The organism is Flavobacterium sp. HBTb2-11-1 (assembly GCF_009826975.1).
In the GTDB taxonomy this organism is placed as follows: domain Bacteria; phylum Bacteroidota; class Bacteroidia; order Flavobacteriales; family Flavobacteriaceae; genus Flavobacterium.
This window is the reverse complement of the sequence record NZ_WUMO01000004.1, coordinates 97,429-122,402: the sequence shown is the minus strand read 5'-3', so window position 1 is coordinate 122,402 and position 24,974 is coordinate 97,429. Positions and strand designations below refer to the sequence as shown.

16 protein-coding genes are annotated in these 24,974 nt (G+C 34.4%); 8 read left to right on the top strand and 8 right to left on the bottom strand.

The window, feature by feature from the left end:
* The first annotated feature begins 21 nt into the window (after positions 1-21).
* Positions 22-1,308: a cellulase family glycosylhydrolase gene (locus GR162_RS09980; protein ID WP_160782031.1), complete on the top strand. Its 1,287-nt coding sequence runs from the start codon at positions 22-24 to the stop codon at positions 1,306-1,308.
* 50 nt (positions 1,309-1,358) lie between these two features.
* Here the strand turns inward: GR162_RS09980 and mgrA are convergent, their stop codons facing one another.
* From mgrA to GR162_RS09960, 4 genes are all read right to left on the bottom strand, one after another.
* On the bottom strand, positions 1,359-2,315 hold the full coding sequence (mgrA, locus tag GR162_RS09975; protein ID WP_160782030.1) for an L-glyceraldehyde 3-phosphate reductase: 957 nt from the start codon (positions 2,313-2,315) through the stop codon (positions 1,359-1,361).
* Positions 2,316-2,696: 381 nt separating this feature from the next.
* Entirely contained in the window at positions 2,697-4,994 is a 2,298-nt protein-coding gene (gene bglX / locus GR162_RS09970) for a beta-glucosidase BglX (protein WP_160782029.1), read from the bottom strand.
* A 391-nt stretch (positions 4,995-5,385) separates the two neighbouring features.
* Positions 5,386-6,765: a sialate O-acetylesterase gene (locus GR162_RS09965; protein WP_160782028.1), complete on the bottom strand. Its 1,380-nt coding sequence runs from the start codon at positions 6,763-6,765 to the stop codon at positions 5,386-5,388.
* Positions 6,755-7,855: an SGNH/GDSL hydrolase family protein gene (locus GR162_RS09960; RefSeq protein WP_160782027.1), complete on the bottom strand. Its 1,101-nt coding sequence runs from the start codon at positions 7,853-7,855 to the stop codon at positions 6,755-6,757. Before GR162_RS09960 ends, GR162_RS09965 begins: the two co-directional genes overlap by 11 nt.
* Positions 7,856-8,062: 207 nt before the next feature.
* Here GR162_RS09960 and GR162_RS09955 point away from each other — a divergent pair, with 207 nt between their 5' ends.
* Positions 8,063-8,566, top strand: a complete 504-nt coding sequence (locus tag GR162_RS09955) for a C40 family peptidase (protein ID WP_160782026.1) — start codon at positions 8,063-8,065, stop codon at positions 8,564-8,566.
* Positions 8,567-8,756: 190 nt separating this feature from the next.
* Here GR162_RS09955 and GR162_RS09950 read toward each other — a convergent pair whose 3' ends face one another.
* Positions 8,757-10,334 carry a murein L,D-transpeptidase gene (locus GR162_RS09950; protein WP_160782025.1) on the bottom strand — a complete coding sequence of 526 codons (1,578 nt, stop codon included), beginning with the start codon at positions 10,332-10,334 and terminating at the stop codon, positions 8,757-8,759.
* Positions 10,335-10,504: 170 nt separating this feature from the next.
* Complete coding sequence (locus GR162_RS09945; protein WP_035691979.1) at positions 10,505-10,921, bottom strand: DUF1573 domain-containing protein; 417 nt, start codon at positions 10,919-10,921, stop codon at positions 10,505-10,507.
* A 164-nt stretch (positions 10,922-11,085) separates the two neighbouring features.
* Here GR162_RS09945 and GR162_RS09940 point away from each other — a divergent pair, with 164 nt between their 5' ends.
* The 3 genes from GR162_RS09940 (at position 11,086) to GR162_RS09930 (ending at position 13,883) form a co-directional block, all read left to right on the top strand.
* On the top strand, positions 11,086-12,351 hold the full coding sequence (locus GR162_RS09940) for a sensor histidine kinase KdpD (RefSeq protein ID WP_066033801.1): 1,266 nt from the start codon (positions 11,086-11,088) through the stop codon (positions 12,349-12,351).
* A complete protein-coding gene (locus GR162_RS09935) occupies positions 12,348-13,034 on the top strand; it encodes a response regulator transcription factor (protein ID WP_008468109.1) in 687 nt (228 codons plus the stop codon). Before GR162_RS09940 ends, GR162_RS09935 begins: the two co-directional genes overlap by 4 nt.
* 84 nt (positions 13,035-13,118) lie before the next feature.
* Entirely contained in the window at positions 13,119-13,883 is a 765-nt protein-coding gene (locus tag GR162_RS09930; RefSeq protein ID WP_160782024.1) for an MBL fold metallo-hydrolase, read from the top strand.
* On the opposite strand, the gene GR162_RS09925 is transcribed toward GR162_RS09930, so the two are convergent.
* Positions 13,880-16,084, bottom strand: coding sequence for a radical SAM protein (locus tag GR162_RS09925; RefSeq protein WP_160782023.1), 2,205 nt, complete (start codon positions 16,082-16,084; stop codon positions 13,880-13,882). The genes GR162_RS09930 and GR162_RS09925 overlap by 4 nt on opposite strands.
* A gap of 114 nt (positions 16,085-16,198) precedes the next feature.
* On the opposite strand from GR162_RS09925, the gene GR162_RS09920 reads away from it, so the two are divergent.
* A complete protein-coding gene (locus GR162_RS09920) occupies positions 16,199-20,260 on the top strand; it encodes a T9SS type B sorting domain-containing protein (RefSeq protein ID WP_160782022.1) in 4,062 nt (1,353 codons plus the stop codon).
* A gap of 97 nt (positions 20,261-20,357) precedes the next feature.
* Here GR162_RS09920 and GR162_RS09915 read toward each other — a convergent pair whose 3' ends face one another.
* Positions 20,358-21,635 (bottom strand): MFS transporter, encoded by a 1,278-nt coding sequence (locus tag GR162_RS09915; RefSeq protein WP_008468105.1) that lies wholly within the window; start codon positions 21,633-21,635, stop codon positions 20,358-20,360.
* Between the two features lie 267 nt (positions 21,636-21,902).
* Here GR162_RS09915 and bshC point away from each other — a divergent pair, with 267 nt between their 5' ends.
* The gene (bshC, locus tag GR162_RS09910; protein ID WP_160782021.1) at positions 21,903-23,492 is read left to right on the top strand and encodes a bacillithiol biosynthesis cysteine-adding enzyme BshC; all 1,590 of its coding nucleotides are present in this window, start codon (positions 21,903-21,905) and stop codon (positions 23,490-23,492) included.
* Positions 23,493-23,615: 123 nt separating this feature from the next.
* Positions 23,616-24,887, top strand: a complete 1,272-nt coding sequence (locus GR162_RS09905; RefSeq protein ID WP_160782020.1) for an acyltransferase family protein — start codon at positions 23,616-23,618, stop codon at positions 24,885-24,887.
* Positions 24,888-24,974 lie beyond the last annotated feature (87 nt).

Here is a 24,974-nt window from a genome sequence, read left to right as displayed (position 1 = left end):
TAGCTCCTTAAAATATAAATCATGAAAAATAGATTTTTTAAAACACTTTCATTAGCCTTAATTTTTACTGTAATGGCTTGTCAGGCACAGGAAAAAATTACTGTGAAAGGAAATCAGTTCTATAAAGGCGATAAACCGTACGCTTACATTGGAACCAATTATTGGTATGGAAGCATGTTAGCATCAAAGAAAATAGGAGACCGTAAAAGACTGTTGCGCGAATTGGATGTAATGAAGAAAAACGGAATCGATAATTTGCGCATTTTGGTTGGAGCAGATGGTGGAAAATACGATTTCACGGTTCGCCCAGCGTTGCAATACGAACAGGGAAAATACGACGAAGATTTATTGGACGGACTGGATTTCCTGATTAGCGAAATGAGCAAACGTGGCATGTACGCCGTTTTATATTTGACCAACAACTGGGAATGGTCGGGCGGAATGTCACAATATTTAGAATGGAATGGCAAAGGTCCGGTTCCAGTTCCTAATATTCCGCCGAATACTTGGCCACAATTTATGTCTTATACGGAACAATTTCACAGCTGCGAACCTTGCATCGAAGCCTTAAATAATCATGTGAAATTTATTATTGGCAGAACAAATGCGTATTCTAAAAAGAAATACAACGAAGACAACACCATTATGTCATGGCAAGTTGGAAACGAACCAAGACTTTTTACGGTAGAAAATGAGGCAAAATTCACGAAATGGCTTAATTCTATTGTGGATTTGATTGATAGTTTAGACAAAAACCATTTGGTTTCTACAGGTTCTGAAGGAAAAAACAGTTCAAACGACAGCATGGAAATCTTCGAAAGAACACATCAAAATCCGAATATTGATTATTTGACGATGCATATTTGGCCTAAAAACTGGAATTGGTTTAAAGCTGATAATGCTGAAGCAACATTCCCGAAAACAGTTGAAAATGCTGGAAAATATATTGACGATCACATCAAAGTGGCCAACAACTTAAACCGTCCAATAATAATTGAAGAATTTGGTCTTCCGAGAGAAAATGAAAATCTGAATGCTGGAGCTCCTTCTGTTTACAGAGATAAATTCTACGGTTATATTTTCGGAAGAGTTGCCGAAAGCGTTAAAAATAACGGTCCGTTAAGAGCTGCCAATTTCTGGGGTTACGGTGGTGAAGGAAAAGCAATTCATCCAGATGGAAAATGGAATCCGGGAGAACCTTTCACCACAGATCCTCCACAAGAACCTCAAGGTTTAAATTCGGTTTTTAATGGAGATAAATCAACATTAGAAATTGTGAAAGATTATAATTTGAAATTAAAAAAATAAATGATGATTTAGGAAACCTAACAGGTTTTAAAACCTGTTAGGTTTGACTATTACGCTAAAATCTTCTCAATCGCATTCAATTCATCATGCGAAAATTCAGTATTCTGCAAACAATCAATATTATTGCACAATTGTTTTACAGAACTAGCACCAATTAAAACCGATGTAATTCTTTTGTCTTTCTGAAGCCAAGCCAAAGCCATTTGCGCCAAAGACTGATTTCTGTTCTGAGCAATTTCGTTCAACTGAATTAATTTCTGAATTCTTTCCTGCGTCACCTCATCTTCTCTTAAATGCCCGTTTGGATTATGCGCTCTTGAATTTTCTGGAATTCCTTTTAAATATTTATCCGTTAAAAGTCCTTGTGCCAAAGGCGAAAACGCAATACAGCCTACTCCTTTTTCTTCCAAAACATCCAATAAACCATTTTCTACCCAGCGTTCCAACATGGAATATTTAGCTTGGTGAATCAAACAAGGCGTTCCCAATTGTTTTAAAACATCAACCGCAACACGAGTCTGTTCGGCAGAATAATTGCTGATTCCAACATACAACGCTTTTCCGCTTCTAACTGCGTGGTCTAAAGCCATCATGGTTTCTTCAATTGGCGTTTCAGGATCTGGGCGGTGTGAATAAAAAATATCGACATAATCAATACTCATTCGTTTCAAACTTTGGTCTAAACTGGACAACAAATATTTTCTCGAGCCCCAATCTCCATAAGGCCCTTTCCACATGGTATAACCCGCTTTTGTCGAAATCACGATTTCATCACGCAAATTTCCTTGAAAATTATGCCATAATATTTTTCCGAAATTCTCTTCAGCCGATCCAGGAACTGGTCCATAATTATTCGCTAAATCAAAGTGGGTAATTCCTTTATCAAAAGCTTCAATGGCAATACTTTCAGCATTTTCAAAATTATCCACCGAACCGAAATTGTGCCATAATCCTAAAGAAATTTCAGGCAATAATAAACCGCTTCTACCGCATCTGTTATATTTCATTGTTTTAATTTAAAAGTTGGAGTTTTAATAGATTTTAAAAATACAAAAAACTCCCGCAGATTTGGCTGATTTAGGAGATAAAAAATCCGCTAAATCTGCGAGAGAAAATTATTCCGGTTGTCAATTAATCTCGCAAAGTCGCAGAGTCGCAAAGTTTATTTTTAAAATATAAGTTTGAATTGCGTCGAGCTTTAGCTGGATGTCAAAAATAATAATTAAGAAAAGGCTTTAGCCAAACCAGCAACAGTTTGGCTAAAGCCCTTTTCTTATGCAAATCTTTCCCCTAGCTAAAGCTAGGGGCTATTCAAAAATCTTTGCGTCTTTGCGAGATTAAAAAACTTTGTCCCTTTGTTACTTTGTCCCTTTGAACCTTAAAAGAAACTATTCTTTTATTTCAAAACCACTTTGCAATCCTTTATCAGAACTTTCTCCAACCATGATTTTGAAAGTTCCTGGTTCTACTAAATAAATTCCTTCATTATTGTAAAAACCGAGTTCTTTTTCTGTTAATGTAAAAGTTACCGTTTTAGTTTCTCCTTTTTTCAGATTAACCAATTCAAAACCTTTTAGTTCTTTAATTGGGCGAACGATACTGGCGTATTCATCATGAATGTACAATTGCACCACTTCTTTTCCATCATAATTTCCAGAGTTCGTAACCTCAACGCTCACTTGAATATTTTCTCCTTTGGCAAAAGAAGCTTTATTCACTTTTAGATTTTTATAATCAAATTTTGTGTAACTCAATCCGAAACCAAACGGAAATTGAGGCGTTTTCTCCACGTCCATATAATGCGACCAGAAAACGTTTTTATCACTGTCAATTGGTCTTCCTGTACTGTATTTGTTGTAATAAATTGGCGCCTGACCTACATTTCTAGGAAACGACATCGGCAGTTTTCCACTCGGATTATAATCTCCGTATAATACCTGAGCAATTGCATTTCCAGCCTGAGTTCCCAAATGCCAAGCCTCAACAATTGCTGGAACATTTTCTGCTGCCCACGGAATACTCAACGGACGACCATTATTTAAAACCAAAACTACATTCGGGTTTACTTTGTATATTTCTTCTAATAATTCTTGTTGCAAACCAGGCAAGTCCAAATCTGTTCTACTTCTTCCTTCACCGCTTTGGAAACCATATTCACCTAAAACCATTACTACAACATCTGCATTTTTTGCTGCTTTTTTCGCCGCTTCAAATCCGCTTTTGTCTGTTGTGTTGAAAACTGTTTCAGTTAAGAAAGTTGCTTTTTGTTTTAATAAATCAGCTCCTTTTTCAAAAGTCAGCTGATTGTCTTTATATTGTTGCATCCCTTCTAAAACCGAAACTGCCGTATCATCAGAAGCCGCAATTCTCCAGCTTCCCAAAGGACTGTTTTTATCATTTGCCAAAGCGCCAATTAAAGCGATTTTCTGCCCTGATTTCTTTAGCGGAAGCAAATTCTTTTCATTTTTCAAAAGAACAATAGATTTCTTCGCCATGTCCAGAACGCCTTCATTGTTGGCTTTACTTCCAACAACTTCTTTTTCGCGTTTTTCATCACAATACCTGTACGGATCGTCAAATAATCCTAATTCAAATTTTACGCGAAGAATTCTGCGAACAGCATCATCAACCAAAGACTCTTTTACTTTTCCCGATTTTACCAAATCAACCAATTTGGCAACATATAAATACGATTCCATATCCATATCAGAACCCGCAATTACTGCTTTTGCAGTCGCATCAGCTTCGTCTTTTGCATATCCGTGCGCAATCATTTCGCGGATTGAAGCATAATCAGAAATCACAAATCCGTCAAACTTCCATTTTCCTTTCAAAATATCTCTTTGCAAAAAGGCATTTCCAGTTGCTGGAACGCCGTTCAAAGTATTAAAGGAATTCATAAACGTACGAACTCCGGCATCAACAGTCGCTTTAAAAGGAGGCAAAACCGAGTTGTACAGTTTTGAATTGCTAATATCTACAATATTATATTCCAATCCTGCTTCAACATACCCATAAGCTGCAAAATGTTTCGCACAAGCCACAATCGTATTTACTTTTGCCAAATCGGCAACAGTTTCGCCCTGAAAACCTTTTACACGCGCATAAGCGACTTTACTTCCCAAATACGGATCTTCACCCGCACCTTCCATCACACGTCCCCAACGCGCATCATTTGCAACGTCAACATTGGGGCCAAAAGTCCAGTTGATTCCAGATGCCGAAGCTTCATCTGCCGCAATTGCCGCCGACTTTTTAATCGCTTCCAAATCCCAACTCGCTGCTTCTGCCAACGGAATCGGGCTTAACGTTTTATAGCCATGTATTACATCAAAACCAATAATTAACGGAATGCCTAATCGCGTTTCTTCAACCGCAATTTTCTGAACCGCACGAACTTCTTTCACTCCACGAACGGTAAGCATCGATCCTACCAATCCTTTTCTTAAGTGTTCATATTTTAGTTCTGCCGTTCCACCTTTCGGAGCAGGCCCCGTAACATCCCAAAAACCATTATATTGATTCATTTGCCCTACTTTTTCCTCAAGCGTCATTAACGGCAAAAGCAGATCTATTCGCTGCTCAACAGTTTTATTTTTATCCAGATACGGCTTTTTCTGTGCATTCATATTTCCAACAGTAAACAGGGAAAATACCCCAATAAATATTATTTTTTTGTTTTTCATAGTGTGGTTTAGTTAGTTTTTTCTTTAAGATTCTGAGGTTCTGAGATGCTAAGATTCTAAGTTTCTTTTTTTGGCGTGTCCCTCCGGGTCGGGCTATCAGTTTCAAGTCCTCGCACTTCCTTCGTCAGGCTCCGGGCTTTCCACTTCTATCCCTCACGCAAATCGTTTTCAAAAGAGCTTTTTTGATTATCTTGTCATCCTGAGGAACGAAGGATCACACTAGAAGCTCCATACAGAACTTCGCTAATCTTTGTCGACTCCCGAGTGTGATCCTTCGTTCCTCAGGATGACAAAACGTTGCGTCTCACTTTGCGAGGCTTCGACTTCGCTCAGCCTGACAAAAAATTTAAAATCTTGCTTCTATATTCTTTCTTCTTTCCTCTTAATACACTCACTCAGAAGCAAAACAAGACGCCGGCAAATTCGCTTTATTAAACAAATCTGACTGAATTGTATTTCCCCATGCAAATCTCACTTTTGCTGGAGAAGCTACTTTTTTACTTGTCAAAATCACTTCATTGTTTTTAATCGAAGCTTCTGCAGGATAGAAAACCCCATCTGCTGCCGCAACTTCAAACTGATTCGATTTTTTGTCTTTGAAGTACAATCCGTCTCCGTAGTCAAAAGAAACAAGCACTTTGTTTTTATCGATTTTAATGGATTTAAAGAGTGGTCCATTAACTAAATTATTGTTGGTTTTATAAGTTTCAGCTAAAGCCAAATTCGCTAGACGAATGCCAACCGATTTTTTGTTTTTGGGATGAATATCAATTGTATCCGAAATATCGCTGATAACGACCATTCCGGTTTTGGAGACTTCTTTCAGTAATTTTCTTTGCGAATCTCTAACTGTTACATTTGAAAAATTGTTCTTTCCAGTTTTAAACGGTGCGATCTGAACATAATAAAACGGAAAATCGTCTTTCCATTCTTTTCTCCAAGATGCAATTAGCGCTCCGAGAGTTTTGTCATAAACCAACGAACCCACGTTAGATTCTCCCTGATACCAAAGCGCTCCTGCAATTTTAAATCCAACAATTGGATAAATCATAGCATTGTAGGCGCGTCCAGGCTGTCTTGGACCGTATTCTTGTTCGTTGAGTTTTTTAGCATTTTCTAATAATAACAGATCGTTGTTTACCACTCCCTCTGGCATCCAAATTTCAGCAGGAGTTCCTCCCCAATTTGAAGAAATCAATCCGATTGGAACATTTTTCAAATCTTCGCGAAGGCGTTTGGCAAAAAAATAACCCACCGCACTAAAATATTTCATCGTTTCTGGAGTCGATTCTGTCCAATTCCCAAGCAAATTATTCTGCGGATTTTCAGCGGTCAATTTTGGAACGGTAAAAAAGCGAATATTCGGATTGGTAGCGTTTTTCATTTCTTCTTCTCCGTCGTCAATTCCCCAACTTACAGACATTTCCATATTGGATTGTCCAGAGCAAAGCCAAACTTCTCCAATCAAAACGTTTTTTAGAATCACTTCATTATATCCTTTTATTGAAATAGTAAAAGGTCCGCCCGCCTCTGATGTTTTAATAGTCAATTCCCATTTTGCCTGATTATTGGCAACGGTTTTATATTCTTGATTATTCCAGCTTGAAATTAATTTAATTTCTTCTTTTGGATTGGCCCAACCCCAAATTTTCACCTCGGAGTTACGCTGTAAAACCATATTATCCCCGAAAATATTCGGAAGCGAAACATTTGCCATCATAGTACTGGAAATCAATAGAGAGAAAACAAACTTAACTATATTATTTTTCATTTAGTAATTTCTTTAAAAATGAACCATATTCTTCTGCCAACACCTTATGATCTGCCACATTAGGATGTCCGCTACAGCCATTTGGAGTCATGGGTTTAAATTTGAAAATCTGAATTGGTTTGTGTGATTTATCATTCGCGAAGGCGTTTTTAACTTTATTCAGACAATCTTCAAAAACTACTGCTCTCTCTGCGCCAACCATCGGACTGTTTGTAATGACAATCTGAACGTTGGGATTATGTTGGTACAACATCTTTATAAAATTGATGTAATTCGAAACATAATTTTCAGGATTAAAAGGCAAACGTTCTTTTTTGCCATCCCCACCAGAAAAATCGTTAGTTCCTAAAGCAATACTGATAATATCTGGCTGAAAAGCAAAGTCGTACTTTGGCTTTGACGCATCTTTTGTGAGATATAAATTTGGATAAACCTCTGGCATAATGGCTTCGTCTTTATGTTCATCATTCCAATTTCTGTACATTCCGATTCCCGAAACACAGCTCATTAAATAATCTGCTCCAATTGCTCTCGAAAGCGTTGGCCCATAAGCATAATAACCATTATGATGATCCATATATTCTCCTTTATCACAAGGAACTTCTGTCGGATCGCTAGCCGCACCACAAGTAATGGAATCTCCTATGAATTCGATTTTCTTTTTCTTTTTAAATGAAATTGAAGTCAGTTTTGCTGTTGTTCCTGCAAACAAAATATTCCCGCTTTGTGCTTCTGTATTTTTGTAGATTTCTAGTCGATGCTCTTTTTGATTGGAAGTCACTTTGATCGGAAATGACTGAATTGATCCTTTTTCAATTCTGATCTTTCCAATATATTTTCCATCCAAAATCAACTGAACATAATTATGATGTTCATAAGAATCAACACTTTGAAGAGAAATTGAACATTCATTTCCTGTAAAATTAAAAGAAACCGAAGAAGCCGTTCCGATTAAAATTACCTGATCATTTTGAAGTTGATCAACTCGGCCTTGATACAAGAAAGTTTTATTTGAATTTAGAATTTGCGAGTTCGAAAAAGACGAAATCAGCAAAAACGAAATTAAAACAGCTATTTTTTTGGGAAACATAATTTATTTGTTAAAATATAAATACGATTCACAAATATATTGGAAAGAGATTATCTAAAAAGATACTAAAATGTCAAAAAGTAATAAAAAAACACCACATAAACCCATCATCTGAGCGGTTTTAGATGTCAATTCTTACATTTACCATAAAAAGCAAACAATTTTAGATCTATCTTTGTCGTTTTATATTTTTACAATCTGCAAAAAATGAAAGCCCTAACCTTAATTACTTTATTATTTTTTATCACTTTTTCGTCTTTCAACTTAAAAAAGGAAAAAAAGCAAATTCAAAACAATCCATCCCAAACCGAAATTAATCGCGATTCTATAATTCATTATGCCAAACAATACTTAGGAACTCCTTATGTATACGCCAGCAGTAATCCCAAAAAAGGATTTGATTGCTCAGGTTTTGTCAGTTATGTTTTTAAAAATTTCGGTTTGACATTGCCAAGAAGTTCAAGCGGTTATAAAAATATAGGCAAAGCTCTAAAACCAGAAGAATTTAAAGTCGGAGATGTTCTAGTTTTTTATGGATACAAAAACAGAAATGTTGTAGGCCACCTCGGGATAATTTGTGAAGCCAACGGAATGCAATCAAAATTTATTCATGCTTCTTCAGGAAAAGCTCAGCAAGTAACTATAACAGCGCTTGATACGGAACACTATACCAAACGCTTTTATAAATGTGTTGATGTTTTGTCCAAATAGTTTTTTTTTCGCCAAGAAATACACGAATTTCCGCGAATTATTTTTTGCCACAGATTAAAGGATTAAAAAGATTATAAAATCTGTGCGAATCTTTTTAATCTGTGGCCTAAACTTTTCTTATACTAATTAAATCGAATTTAATATTAATACCAATTTTGGAATTTGGAATTTTAAATTAGAATTTAAAGTTTTATTCTTCTGTTAAGAGTTTAATCATGCTTTCATCTCTTCCATAAATATCTTTATAGAAATTTAAATTGCCTTGTCGATCTACCCAAGCGGTAAAATACCCGATATAAACTGGAACTTTTTTCTTAAGCGTATACCAGCTTTCTTTTCCGGCATGCATTGCTTTATCAATTCTTTCGGGAGTCCATGCAGGGTCTACTTTTAACAACTCTATGGCCAATTCTCTTGGTTTTGCCACACGCACGCAACCGTGGCTAAAAGCTCGGCTTTCTCTTTCAAACAAACTTTTTGAAGGCGTATCATGCAGGTAAATATTGCTTGAATTCGGGAATAAAAATTTCACCAAACCAAGCGAATTGTTTTTACCTGGAAGCTGACGAACAGCTCCATTATTCCATTCTAGATTTTTCTTTTGCAGATAATTTTTATCCCTAGCCATTCCTGGTTTAATCTCCGATTTGATGATACTTGGCGGCACATTCCAATACGGACTGAAAACAATATTGCTCATCATTCCGCTGAAAATAACCGTTTTGGTCATGGCTCTTCCCACAACAACTGGTGACACAAAAGAAATCTTACCATCTTCGACTATATACAATCTAAATTCAGGAATATTGACTTCTATATATTTCTGTCCTTTTTCTAATTCTGGATCAATCCAACGGCAGCGCTCCATATTGACAATAATCGTTTTGATACGATCTGAGACAGGAATATTCAAATCGTTTATATGCTCGAGAAGAATAGTATTTTTCGGAGTATAACCATGTCGCAATTCGTAATTTTTCATCGCCTTGATTAAAGTCGTATCACAAATAGCACTTTTATTGTCCTCTTTAATATCTTTGGTAACAAAAAGCCTTTCTCTGATTTGTGCCACAACAGCAGACGAATCCCCAACTTTCAGACTTTTATAATCTTCACCTGTTTCAATAGTTTTCCATCCACCGTTTTTCTCAATTTCCCTATATTCTTTCAGAGCATCACGCAGTTTGTAGTATTGGCTGAACATCTTTTTTTTCTTATCATCCAAAATGGTTGATTTTTTGAAAATCGAATCTGAAAGCACTTGGTAGTTCAGTTTTTTTCGAGGTAAAAGCCATTCTAAAGAAACTACTGTTTTTTCGTCAAAACCGCCTACTTTTTCACCATAATAGTAATATAAATTAGAAATCAGTAAATCGGTATCTTCTTTTGAAAGTTTTTTGCTTGCATTATTATCAAAAACAGAACTTAATTGCTCATTATAAGGATAATTCGCTTTTAATCCTTCTTGATCTAAATTTTTGTATTGGTTGAATAACGTATTGGCAAATTCGACAATTCCTTTATTGTCCTGCCACAATTGAGTCGACTTATTTTTTTGATATAAAGCAGTTACATCCTTCTTAAATTTATCCAGTTTTGGATAATTTTCATAAAACTTTGCAATGCGAACACTGTCAATTGTAAGTTTTAATTCAGGGATTTTTTCAACTGTTTTTATCGAGTTTTCCTCTTTTTTATCAGCTTTCGAATTACACGAAAAAACAGCAAAAAAAACAATAGCAATAATAGGCGTATACCAGATTTTCATAACTCAAAATTTTGGAATAAAAGTAGAAAAAATTCTATTAAAACAAAGAACTCGGCAATAAATCTTAAACCTTATTTTTTTGAAGTTTAAACGGTTAATAAAAATAAAAAGCTCCAAACAATTTACATGTCTGGAGCTTTCGCCATATAACCAACCTATTAAAATTCTAATTAAATAACTGTACCTTTTAGAGTAAGTACTTTTGGTGTTGTTTCTGCGCTAGTGGTAACCGTTACTGTTTTTGTAAAAGCACCTTTGTTTGCAGCATTATAAGTTGCAGTAACTTTTCCAGATTTTCCAGCCTGAATTGGCTCTTTTGTATAATCTGTTGCTGTACATCCGCAAGATCCTTGTACGTTTGTAATCACTACAGCCGTTTTCCCTGTATTTTTAAATTCGTAAACAATTGCTTTTGGAGTTCCCTGCGGAATTTGTCCAACATCAATTGTTTCTGCTTTCCAAACAATTGTAGAAGCTGCAGTTGCTGAAATTTCAGTTTCTGAAACTAAAGATTGTACTGGAGCAATTGCTGAAAAAGACATTAGGCCTAAAGCCAAAGCTAACATCGAAATTTTGATCATTTTCATAACTGATATATTTAAAATGGTTTATAGTTCATTTTGATATTACAAAGGTAATTCAGACAAATTCAAGTCGCTGTTAACTGGTTTCAAACGTTTGTTAATGACTTGTTAACCGCCTGTTTTTAGGCCAAAATTGATTAATATTACACTCTCAAAATTCTTTATTCTTGAAAATTAATAAACTCAACAGCATCATTCTCTTAGGATTAGTCGCTATCATTAGTATTTTGGTAGCACAATTGCTATGGACAAAAGAGGCTTTTACAATCGAACAAAAAAAACTGAGCCAGAAAGCACATATTGCCTTACTTGAAGTGGCTAAAAAATTATATGAAGGAACCAATCACGAACTGCCTGTTCAGAATCCCGTTCAGAAAATTGCAAATGACTATTACATTGTAAATGTCGATAACGAATTTGAGCCTGATATTTTAGAATTTTATCTGAAAACGGAATTCAAAAAAATGAATATTACGACTGATTTTGAATATGCAATGTATAACTGCCAAAGCGACGAAATGATTTACGGCGATTATATTTCGCTTTATAAGAAAAAAGCAGAATGTAAAAAAACCGTTTATTTCCCTAAGCACAAAAATCTGGTTTATTATTTTGCCGTGCGTTTTCCAAACGAAACTACTTATCTTTTTAGTTCGATGCGTTTTTGGTTTATCCTTTCAACTGCATTAATTCTCATTCTGCTGATTTATGTGTATTCGATTTTTACCCTTTTGCAGCATAAAAAATATTCAGAATTGCAGCGTGATTTTATCAATAATATGACGCACGAATTTAAAACGCCACTGGCTTCTATTCTAATTGCTTCCAAATATTTGATTGAACAAAAACCAATTAAAGAAGATAAAAAACTCTATACGTATACTGACATTATCATCAATCAAGGAAATAAGCTAAACGGACATATCGAAAAGATTCTAAATGTCGCAAAAGCAGATTATGCGCCTTTAGAACTTAAAAAAGAAAATATATTGATTGTTCCTATTATTGAAGAAGCGATAGAAAACATCAAATTAAAATATCCTGAAGCTTCTATTGCGATTGAAACAGTTTCAAGAGAATATTTAATCGAAACAGATACTTTTCATTTTGCCAATTTAGTGTACAATCTGCTGGATAATGCAATGAAATACTGCAATGATAAGCCAGAAGTCACGATAAAAATTATCGAAAATAATAACTGTTTAAAATTAGAGTTTATTGATAATGGAATTGGGATTAATCCTAAAAAAATATCTTTTATCTTTGATAAGTTTTACCGCGTTCAGAACGAAAAAAGCAATGAAGTGAACGGATTTGGACTTGGTTTGTATTATGTAAAAGAAATCTGCAGTCTTCAAAACTGGAAAATAAAAGCCGAAAATAATCAAGAAAAGGGTATTACCATAACTTTATCAATTCCTTATAAAAAATGAGAAATTTCAAAATACTATATGCCGAAGATGATGAAACTTTAGCGTTTTTAACCAAAGACAATTTGGAGCAAAACCATTATGAGGTAATTCATTGTTCTGATGGAAAATCAGCGCTGAAAATTTTTGAGGAAGAAGAATTTGATATTTGCATTTTTGATATTATGATGCCAAAAATGGATGGTTTTGAACTTGCTGAAGCGGTTCGAAAAATTGATCTTGACGTTCCGATTATTTTTCTTTCTGCCAAAACTTTAAAAGAAGATCGCATTAAAGGTCTTCGTTTAGGTGCCGACGATTATTTGGTAAAACCTTTTAGTATTGAAGAATTACTTCTCAAAATTGAAATTTTCCTAAAGCGTTCACAGAAAAATATTCCAACTGCAAAAACTATTTACGAAGTTGGCAAATATCAGTTCGATACCAAAAACTTCATTCTTTTTAATGATGACGAAAAAGTGGGTTTAACACAGCGTGAAGCCGAATTATTGAAACTTTTCTTGGACCATAAAAATTCAGTTTTAAAAAGAGAACAAATTCTAACTTCTTTATGGGGAACTGATGACTACTTTATGGGAAGAAGTTTGGATGTTTTTATTTCGCGTTTACGTAAAATCTTAGCAAACGAACAAGGCATTTCTATTGAAAACCTGCACGGAATTGGATTTAGGTTTTCTATTGGGTAAATCACAATTCTATTAAAAATAAAGAAAAATGTGTAATCACTTTTTCAGAAAACTTTGTATTTTTAATATCTAATTTTCTTGGATATGAAATTACATCATTTGCGAAATGCCTCTTTGGTAATTGAAACAGAAAAGCATGTCATTTTAGTTGACCCAATGTTAGGTAAAAGAAAAACGATTCCGCCTTTTACTATTTTCAGATATAAGCCAAAACGAAATCCGCTGGTAGCGTTACCCAAAAATAGCCGTGACATTTTGAGCCGTGTAACACATTGTTTGATTACGCATTTGCATCCAGATCATATAGACAAAGCTGGCGAAGTTTTTTTGAGAAGAAAAAGCATTCCGGTAATCTGCAGTTCTAAAGACGAAAAAGCGCTTTTACAAAGAGGATTAAGCGTAATTCAAACTTTGGAATATTGGGAACCCCAAAAATTTTTAGACGGAAAAATAACAGGAATTCCAGCTATTCATGGCTACGGATTTGTTGCCAAATTAATGGGGAACGTAATGGGTTTTCTTATCGAATTGGCAGATCAAAAATCTATTTATATCAGTTCAGACACCATTTTTACAGAACATGTAGAAAAAGTTTTAACACAATTGAACCCTGACATTTCCATTGTGGCCTGCGGTACAGCGAGATTAGATTTCGGTCAGCCTTTGCTAATGCGAATGGATGATATTTTGAAATTTGTCACACTTGCTCCAGGAAAAGTTCTCGCGAATCATTTAGAAGCTTTAAATCATTGCCCGACAACAAGACTGCAATTAAGAACGGCTCTTTCAGATCATGGTCTTTTAACGAAAACTTCTATTCCGAATGACGGAGAATGCATTGAGTATTAAAGCACCAATAGCCCAAATTCGCGCAAAGTGTTTATAGGTTTTGAATACCAGAACAATTCGAAATCTTCCAATTCGGTTTCAAAATCATTTTTGACTTCTTGAAAAGTATAATTTTTAGAACCAGAAACAGCTATTTTCGATAAAATGGAAACTAGCCACTCGCCTTCTTCTTTACTGGTTTGAATATTGAAACTTTCTTTTTTATCGTGAAAAGTTAGCGACATCATTTCCCAGCTTCTTCCTTTTTTTGATTTTGTAAAAACTTCTGCCGAAGGTTTTCCCCCAAGCCAAACTACTTTTGCATTTGGTTTTGTATTGAAATCTTTCTGTTCTTGTAAGGCATTAAAAATAAAATCAGGGTGGATTTTAGTTTTCGGGATTTTAAAATCAAACCAATCTTGCAATTCGTAATCAAAACAGATTCCGTGCATGAAATTAAAAAGCGATTTCTTTAATCCGAAACTGAATTTATCATGATTGATCCCAGTAGCATCGGTGTATTCAATATCATTATTGGCAAAAGTTCCAATCGCTTCCGTTTTTTTAGTGACGCCAAATTGCTCTGGATATAATCCTACTGGACTATGAGCCGTCAAAGCAAACTGATGCCAAAATCCTGACTGTAAAACTCCCGCTTCAAACAATTGGCGAACCATTTCAAGGCTATCAACTGTTTCCTGAATCGTCTGAGTTGGATATCCGTACATCAAATACGCATGAACCATAATTCCGGCTTCGGTAAAATTTCGTGTTACTTTGGCAACTTGTTCAACCGTTACGCCTTTGTCAATTAATTTCAATAATCGATCCGAAGCAACTTCTAAACCGCCTGAAACGGCTATACATCCAGAAGCTTTTAGCAGCAAACATAAATCTTTTGAAAAGCTTTTTTCGAAACGAATATTCGTCCACCAAGTTACAGCTAGTTTCCTTTTCAGAATTTCAAGCGCCAAAGCACGCATTAAAGCTGGCGGTGCAGCTTCATCGACAAAATGAAATCCGTTTTGACCTGTCTGTTCGATTAATTCTTCCATTCGATCACAAAGCAGACTTGCCGCTACAGGTTCGTAAACTTTTATATAATCTAAAGAAATATCGCAGAAAGTACATTTTCCCCAATAACAGCCGTGCGCCATTGTCAGTTTATTCCAACGGCCGTCGCTCCACATCCTGTGCATCGGATTTACAATTTCAATAACCGAAATGTATTTATCCAATGGCAAATCGGAGTAATCTGGAGTTCCAACTTGAGATTGTTTATAATCGTGTTTTAAAGAATTGTTTTTGTAAACCACTTCTCCATTTTCTAATAAAAATGTTCTTTTATAAGAATCGGAATTTGGATTTTCTAAATTAAAAATCAACTCCTCAATTGGAACTTCTCCATCATCCAAAGTGACAAAATCGAAAAACTCAAAAACGCGTTTATCTGATAGCGAACGTAATTCTGTATTTGGAAAACCGCCACCCATTGAAATTTTAATTTCGGGATGGTTTTGTTTGACCCATTGTGCAGAACGAAATGCACTATACAAATTTCCAGGAAATGGCACAGAAATTAAAAACAAAGTAGGTTTTACTTCTTCAATTTTAGCTTTCAAAAGCGAAATCAAAATCGAATCAATATAAGTCGGCTCTTGCTGAAGGGCTTCATACAATTCATCAAAAAAATTGGCACTTCTACCTAAGCGCTCTGCATATCGGCTGAAACCAAAATTTTCATCGACACATTCAACAATAAAATCTGAAATATCTTCAAGATATAAAGTCGCCAAATGCTTAGCTTTATCTTGAGTTCCCATTGTTCCGAAAGCCCAATCGAGTTCTTCCAATTGTGCAAAACGAGAAGCTTCTGGCAAAAAATCTTCCTGACAAATCTGCAATGCCAAAGTTGGATTTTTTCCTTGAAGAAACTGAATTACAGAATCGATTGTTTTGATGTATTCGTCTTGTAAAGCAAAAATACGTTTCGAATTGTCTGAGATTTCAGAACCTGAAACTTGAAACTTGAAACCTGAAACATCAAACAAATCAATAAGTCCTTTTTTCGAAAACAATTCCAAAATCACATCAATCCCCAAATCAGCTTGAACCGATTCAATATTTTTGGTATTCAGAAAACCTTTTATATACGCCGTTGCCGGATACGGTGTATTCAGTTGGGTAAAAGGCGGCGTAATTACAAAAAGTTTCGTTTTCAAAAGGGAATTATTTTTTTGCAAAAATACGGGTTATTTTGAGACTTTTCAGCGTTTCATTTTTTGATTTGAAATTGTAAACATTTAATTACATTTGTCACTGGTCAAACTATACAAATGAAACATAAATTACTATTGCTTTTTATATTATTTACAGTTCAGTTATTCTCTCAAAACAAGAATCAATCTATTGGTTTTATAGAAAATAAAGGACAAATTATAGACCAAAATGGAAAACCAAATATTGCTGTAAAGTACTTATTGAATTCTAATGGCTTGAATGTTCAACTGAAGAAAAATGGATTTTCTTATGATGTTTATGAAATAAAAAAGACTCCAATTGTTCGTTCTATAACAGCAAAAACAATTCCCGATTTAACTCCTGAAAAGGAAGATTTTAATTTAGAATATGCTTTTCATCGAATAGATATTGACTTTGTAAACTCCAATTCTAAAGTTGAATTGATTACAGAACAAAAATCAAGAGATTTTGATAACTACTATAATATACCAAATAAGCCTGACGGAGTTACTGAAGTTTACAAATACAAACAAATTACATATAAAAATATTTATCCAAATATTGATGTTGTTTTTACAATTCCCGAAGATCCACAAAAAACAGTAGAATATAATTTTGTCATTCATCCAAAAGGAAAAATCTCTGATATTCAATTAAAGTTTAATGGAGCAGAAACCAATTTGGTTGATAATAAAATTCAAATGAATGTTCGTTTTGGAAAAATGGAAGAAACACTTCCTGCAAGCTGGGTCGAGGAAAGAGGACATAAAAAGGCAATTGTTGTTGGATATCAAAAATTAAAGAAAAACGTTTATGGATTTCGTTCAGCAAACTTTTTAACTGGAAAAACCATTGTAATTGACCCTGTACCGACTAGGCTTTGGGGGACTTTTTATGGAGATGAAACTGGATTGGATGCAGCAAATTGGTATCCTTCCGACTTAACGACTGATTCTTTAGGAAATGCTTATGTTTCAGGAACTACAACATCTCAAAGTCCTTCTTATGCTACTTCTGGAGCACATCAAACAAGCACAAACCATCCGTATGTCAATTCAATTACAAATGGTATTCTTTTTAAGTTTGATAAAAATGGCAATAGACTATGGGGAACCTACTATGCTGGTACACAATACGTTTATATTTACGGTGTGAAAACTGATTCACAAAATAATGTTTTAATTACTGGCTATACAGGATCAGAGACAAATATTAGTACCGTAGGATCTTTTCAACCTAATTTAAACGGATCTTCAGATGCTTTCTTAGTAAAATTTAATAGTAATGGTGTAAGGCAATGGGGAACCTATTTTGGTGGTGAAGATTATGACTATGCAAATAAATTGGATATTGACATTAATGATAATGTTTATATTGTTGGTACAACTTCCAGTAAAACAAATATCGCTATAAACAGTAAATTTCAAACTAAATTAAGTTATTCAGCAAGTCCATATGGGATAAATACAGACGCATTTATTACCAAATTTAATAAAAATGGAAATTTAATATGGAGTACTTATGTTGGAGGGGATGGAAATGATAATTTAAATGCTATCACAATAAAGGATTCTTACTTAGTTGCCGGTGGGTCTACTAAAAGCACAAACAATATGGCGACTACTGGTGTTTTTCAGGAAGAACCAAACTCTAATTTTCTAGGAGATGGATACGTTTGTAAGTTTTCCTTAAACGGAGAAAGAATTTGGGGCAGTTATTATGGTGGTAGCTCCCCGATGGAAAATATTGAATCTGTAGAAATTGATAATGAAGAAAATATTTATATCGGTGGATACACTTATAGTAGTGACAATATTACGACATCTGGAACATTTGAAGACTCAAATGCAAATCTTTACAAAGGTTTATTAGCAAAACTAAATGTTCAAGGACAAAGAATATGGGGTACTTACGTTGGAGATATTAACATTTCTTCTATAGTCTTTCAAAATAATTCACTTTACATTGGAGGCGGAAATATGGATTTTAAAACTGATTATAAACTAACCACTCCATGTTCTTACAAACCAGATCGAATTAGGACTCACTATGGATATACTGGTAAATTTTCTAAAGAGGGTCTTTTTATTTGGGGAACATATATTGGCAATGATAATACTATAAAAATAGCTTTACATACTGACAGTGCAATTTTTGTTGCTGGATTATCAAGTTTCAATGACGACATTGCTGATGCAAGTTCTTATCAATCTAATATTTTGGGCAATAAAAATTTTTTTTTAATGAAATTTTCTGAAGATCCTCTAATTAAAACTCCTGAAATTTCTTCAAATTCACCAGTCTGTACTAACAAAACATTAGAACTAAAAGCATCGGGCGGGACTGATTATTATTGGACTGGTCCAAACGGATTTACATCAACAGACCAAAATCCAACAATTACAAACGCATCGTTAATTAATTCAGGAGAATACAGCTGTTTAATTACCGGAACTGGTGGTTGTGATGGTATCAAAAAAATTAATATTACAATTGGAGACACAGAAGCTCCTATTCCTAATATTGTCACTTTACCAATTATAACTGGAGATTGTAATACCGTAGTAACCTTGATTCCAAGTGCGACAGACGCCTGCGCTGGAATAATTAACGGAACAACTACAAATCCTCTATCTTACAATTTACCTGGGACTTATACAATTGTTTGGAATTATCATGACGGAAACGGAAATACTTCTACACAAAATCAAACTGTTACAATTACAAGTCAGCCTTTGCCAACTGCAAATTCTTCTCAAACTTTTTGCTTTCAGCAAAATGCAACGTTAAGTAACATTCAGGTTACGGGAAATAATATAAAATGGTACAATGCACTAACAAACGGTTCTATTTTACCAAACACTACATTACTTGAAAACGGTAAAAATTATTACGCCTCTCAAACCATAAATGGTTGCGAAAGTGAAAGAACTCCTGTAACGATTAACATTCAGAATACATTAGCTCCAACAGGAAATACAAATCAGCAATTTTGCACAGGGCAAAATCCAACGATTGCTAGTATCGAAATTACAGGAACTTCCATAAAATGGTATGATGCATTGACAAATGGTAATTTATTGTCTGAAACAACAAATCTGCAAAACGGAAAAACATATTACGCATCACAAACAGAAAACAGTTGTGAAAGCCCAAGATTTGGAGTTACAGTTTCAATCGTAAATACCCCTTCAGCTCCATTGGGAAATCCGGAGCAATCTTTTTGCAAAAAGGAAAACAAAACGCTTAATGACATTCAAATAACGGGGCAAAATATAAAATGGTTTGGCACTAGTTTTTCTGCTTCTGTTTTACCAAATACAACTCTTTTAGAAGATAATCTAACGTATTATGCTTCGCAAACAATTGGCTGTGATAGTGACAGAACACCAATTCTTGTTCGCGTATATAACACGCCTTTACCAACAGGAAATAATAATCAACAGTTTTGTATTGATGAACTTTCAACAATTGAAGAGCTTAAAATTGTAGGATCTTCTCTAAAGTGGTACGATGCTGCAACAAATGGAAATACATTACAAGAAACCGATTTATTACATACTGGAACGTATTATGTAACTCAAACCTTAAACAACTGCGAAAGCGGAAGACTACCAATTACTGTAAAAATACAAGACATTCCAATTCCATCTGCTGATTCTCCACAACAATTCTGCAGTCAAAAAAATGCAAAAATTAGTGATATTGAAATTGATGGACGAAATATCAAATGGTATGAAAGTTCTTCTTCTACCAATAATTTATCAGAATCTACTTTGCTCGAGAATGGAATCACTTATTATGCTTCTCAGACCGAAAACACTTGCGAAAGTGATAGAATTCCAGTCACCATAAATATTTTAGAAGCAACTTCTAAGAATTGCATTAATTTGATAAATGAACTTCCGTATCCAAAATTCTTTACACCAAATGGTGATGGTTTTAATGACACTTGGACAATAGATCCAGATTATTTAGCTCCTAATTCGTCTATTAGAATATTTGATCGTTACGGGAAATTAATTAAAGAATTAGCATTAAACACCTCATGGAACGGCACCTATCTTGGCAATCAGGAACCAGCATCTGACTATTGGTTTAGTGCTATTAGAATAAACGGAACAGAATATAGGGGACATTTTACTCTGAAAAGATAGATTAATAGAAAAAGAAAACCCACAAGAATCAAATTAATCTTGTGGGTTTTGCTTTATTCTTAGGTTTGGCAATTACGATTTCTTAGTTTAAATATTTTTAAAATTTATGTTCGTCTTTACTAATCACTAAAAACGAAATTAAAGATATAAGAGCAGCAGCAATTAAATAGAACCCTACATAACTCACATCATAAGTCTTAGCTAGCCAAATTGCAATCATTGGCGCAAAAGCAGCTCCTAGAATTCCTGCCATATTAAATGTCAAAGATGCTCCCGAATAACGAACATTTGTTGGGAACAATTCAGAAAGAAAAGTTCCTAAAGGTCCGTAAGTGAATCCCATCAGAGACATTCCGATACAGGCAAAAACAGCTACCAAAGCAATATTTCCTGAACTTAAGAAAAACGAAAAGAAAAATCCAAAAACAGCAATTGCTGCTGTCGCCGCAATAAGCATTTTACGACGGCCAATTTTATCTGCCACAACAGCCGAAACTGGAATAAATAGCGCGAAAAACAATACTGAGAATAATTGAATTAATAACCCATCTCTTTTTGCAATTCCTAAATCTGACGTTGCCCAACTTAGAGTGAAAACCGTCATCAAATAGAAAACCAAAAATGTTGTAATGGCTGCAAAAGTTCCAAATATTAACTGGTTTTTATATGATTTCACCAATTCTAAAAAAGGAACTTTAACTTCTTCTTCGTGTTTTTTAGCTTCTTCAAAAGAAGGTGTTTCTGTAATTTTTGTTCTAATATAAAAACCAACAATTACCAAAAGTGCGCTGGCAATAAAAGGAATTCTCCAACCATAATTCATAAAATCTTCGTTACTCATCGAATCGGTAAGCAATAGAAAAGTTCCGCCTGAAAGCAACAATCCGATTGGAGCTCCTAATTGCGGAAACATTCCATACCAAGCGCGTTTGTGTGGTGGAGCATTCTCAATGGCAAGCAAAACGGCTCCTCCCCATTCTCCGCCTAAACCAACTCCTTGTCCGAATCGGCATAACATCAATAATAATGGTGCCGCAACACCTATACTGGCATAACTTGGCAAAAACCCAATGGTAACGGTCGAAATTCCCATGGTCAGTAAAGCAGCAACAAGGGTAAATTTACGTCCAATTTTGTCGCCATAATGCCCAAAAAAAGCAGAACCTAACGGACGGGATAAAAAGGCAATGGAAAAAGTGGCTAAGGATTCCAGAGTGGCCATCGTCGAATCTGAACTTGGGAAAAATAATTGAGGAAAAACCAATACAGCCGCATTGGCATAAATATAAAAATCAAAAAATTCGATTGTAGTGCCTATAAGGCTTCCAAAAAGAACATGTTTTAGGGAGTTCTTTTTACTCGGGCTATTTTTCATGAAAATTGATATCTTTTTTATTTGCAAAAATAGAGTTTCATTATTAAAAATTCATATTTATACAAATTACTTTCACCACTACTTTATAATTTTAACAAATTATCTAAATTTTCAATTTTCTACAATCGCAGGTAATCAAAATTTAAAATCCTGATTACAACGTTTTTAAAAGCATCAGAAAAAAATCAAATCTTAAGCAATTGTTAATAGCGTTTTTAACTGTATATTTTCATTAAATTTACAGCTGTCAAAAATAAATTTAAAATTATGCCTACCGACTGTATCAGCTTTCAATCTTCTGGATATTTCTCTAAACTAATGCAGGATTATTTAGATCAAAAGCCAGAATTAAAACCGCTGTACAATAATTTTCCAACATTAGAAAATTTCGAAAAACAAATTGCTGAAAAATCAGCCAATTTTGACCATAACAACCGAGCAGTATTGGTTTGCACTTTGCAGAAGCAATATCAAAACATTGAGGTTTCTGATTTAACCAGACAAAATATTTCGCTATTAGCACTCGAAAATACTTTTACCATTACAACAGGACATCAGCTAAATCTTTTTAGCGGGCCATTGTATTTTTTATATAAAATTATTTCTACCATTAATCTAACTAAAGAATTAAAATCAAAATATCCTTCTTATAATTTCGTTCCAGTTTATTGGATGGCGACAGAAGATCATGATTTTGAAGAGATTAATTATTTTAATTTTAAAGGAAAAAAAATCCGCTGGAATGCCGAAAGCACTGGGCCAGTCGGAAGGCTTGCAACTGATGGCTTAGAAGATTTATTTGAAGTTTATTCTAAAGAATTAGGCTCAAGCACAAATGCAAATGCGCTTAAAAAACTTTTTGAAGACGCTTATTTAAAACATGAAAATCTAGCAGATGCAACGCGTTATTTGGCCAATTCTCTTTTCGCCAATTATGGTTTGGTTATTATAGATGCAGACAGCGCCGATTTAAAACGTGCTTTTATTCCGTTTGCAAAAGAAGAATTACAGAATCAGACTTCATATAAAGCAGTTCAAAAATCAATTGAAGAACTTGCTGATTATACCGTTCAGGTAAATCCGCGCGAGATTAATTTGTTTTACATTGAAGATAAACTGCGTGAAAGAATCATTTTTGAGAATGATAAATATTTCGTGAACAATACCAAAATCTCATTTTCAAAAGATGAAATTTTCAAATTATTAGACAGTAATCCTGAAAAGTTCAGTCCAAATGTAATTATGCGTCCACTATATCAGGAAATTATTTTACCAAATCTCTGCTACATTGGCGGAGGCGGAGAAATTGCTTATTGGCTTGAACTTAAAGCTTTTTTTGAAGCTGTAAATATTACTTTCCCAATATTATTAGTGCGAAATTCTGTTCTTTTAGCAACAGAAAAACAAGTTAAAAAAGCGGATAATTTAGGTTTGACTTGGAAAGATTTATTCAGCAAACCTGAGAATTTAGTTAATGAAATTACTCATAAACTTTCTCCATTTCCTATTGATTTAACAGAACAAAAAGAGGCACTCGAAAAACAGTTCGCTTATCTTTTTGAATTGGCCGAAAAGACAGACAAATCTTTCTCAGGAGCCGTAAAAGCACAAGAAGTCAAACAAAAGAAAGGTTTAGAAAATCTAGAAAAACGTTTATTAAAAGCGCAAAAAAGAAAACTGGCCGATCAATTGGAACGTGTTAGCGATTTACAATGCGACTTGTTTCCGAATTACAGCCTTCAAGAACGTCAAGCCAATTTTTCTGAATTTTATTTAGAAAAAGGAGAACAATTGATTCCACTTTTAATTCAGAAATTAAAACCTTTAGAGCATAATTTTGAAATCATAATAATCTAAAATAATTATCTTTAGAAATTCAAAAGCGATAATTTAGGAACAAATAACCAGCTCATTTCCTAGATTATTGCTCTCTCAAACCAAATAGAATTATATTTTATAACCTATTAACGAACTAACCTAATGGTAAGAGAACGCCTAATTTCGCTTGATGTCTTTCGCGGACTGACTATTCTATTGATGACTATTGTAAACAATCCCGGCGATTGGGGAAATGTTTATCCGCCGCTTTTGCACGCACAATGGAATGGCTGCACACCAACCGATCTTGTATTTCCGTTTTTCATTTTTATAATGGGAGTTGCCGTACCGCTTGCAATGCCAGAGAAAAAATATGACGACACAACATTCAACAAAATTCTGATTCGTTCTTTAAGAATGCTGTGCTTGGGGATTTTCTTTAATTTCTTTGGCAAAATCCAATTGTTTGGCCTTGATGGAATCCCACTTCTGATAGGCAGATTAATCATTACTTTTGCCGTTGGCTATGCGCTAATGGGAAATTTTAGCAACAAGCTAAAAAACATTTTTGCCTTTAGCATTCTAGCTATATATATCATTTTAGCTTATGGAGGTTTTGAAAACTATGCAGATGTCAGACTTCCTGGGGTTTTACAGCGTATTGCAATAGTCTATTTTGTAGTTTCGCTTTTGTATTTAAAAACATCACGAAAAACACAACTTTTTACTGGAATTGTTTTACTTTTTGGCTATTGGGCAATTATGACTTTAGTTCCTGTGCCTGGAATTGGAGAAGCCAATTTAGAAAGAGGAACGAATTTGGCCGCGTGGGTTGACAGTATATTACTAAAAGACCACATGTATCATGAAACCAATACTTGGGATCCAGAAGGAATCTTAAGCACAATTCCATCTATTGTAAACGGAATCATCGGTTTATTTATTGGTCAGATTCTGCTCCTTAGTGTAACTAAAATCCAGAAAGCGCAAAGAATGGGAATGATTGGTACATCGCTAATCTTTTTTGGTTTAATCTGGGATTTGGTTTTTCCCATAAACAAATCCATCTGGACAAGCAGTTATGTTTTGTACACTACAGGATTAGCGACAGTATGTTTAACTGTATTGTATTACATAATTGACATTGCCGAATATAAAAAAGGATTCAAATTATTTGTTATTTGGGGAGTCAACCCAATGATTGTTTTCTTTGCTTCGCAGATTATTCCGCAAGCTTTAGTAATGATTCGTTTTCAAAATCCATCAATTCCAAGTGAGCAGACTAATCTTTTAGATTATTTGTACCGTTTTGGCATTGCACCATTTTTCAGCAATCCGATGGCTGCTTCTTTGGCTGGAGCGTTAACTTATGTAGCCATTTGGACCTTTATTTTATGGATTTTCTATAGAAACAAATTGATTTTTAAAGTCTAATTTTTAACCATATAAGTGGATATAAGATCATTTTTAGTAGTGCTGCATAATTTGCAAACAAATATTTTTCAATAAGCTTTTAAATGA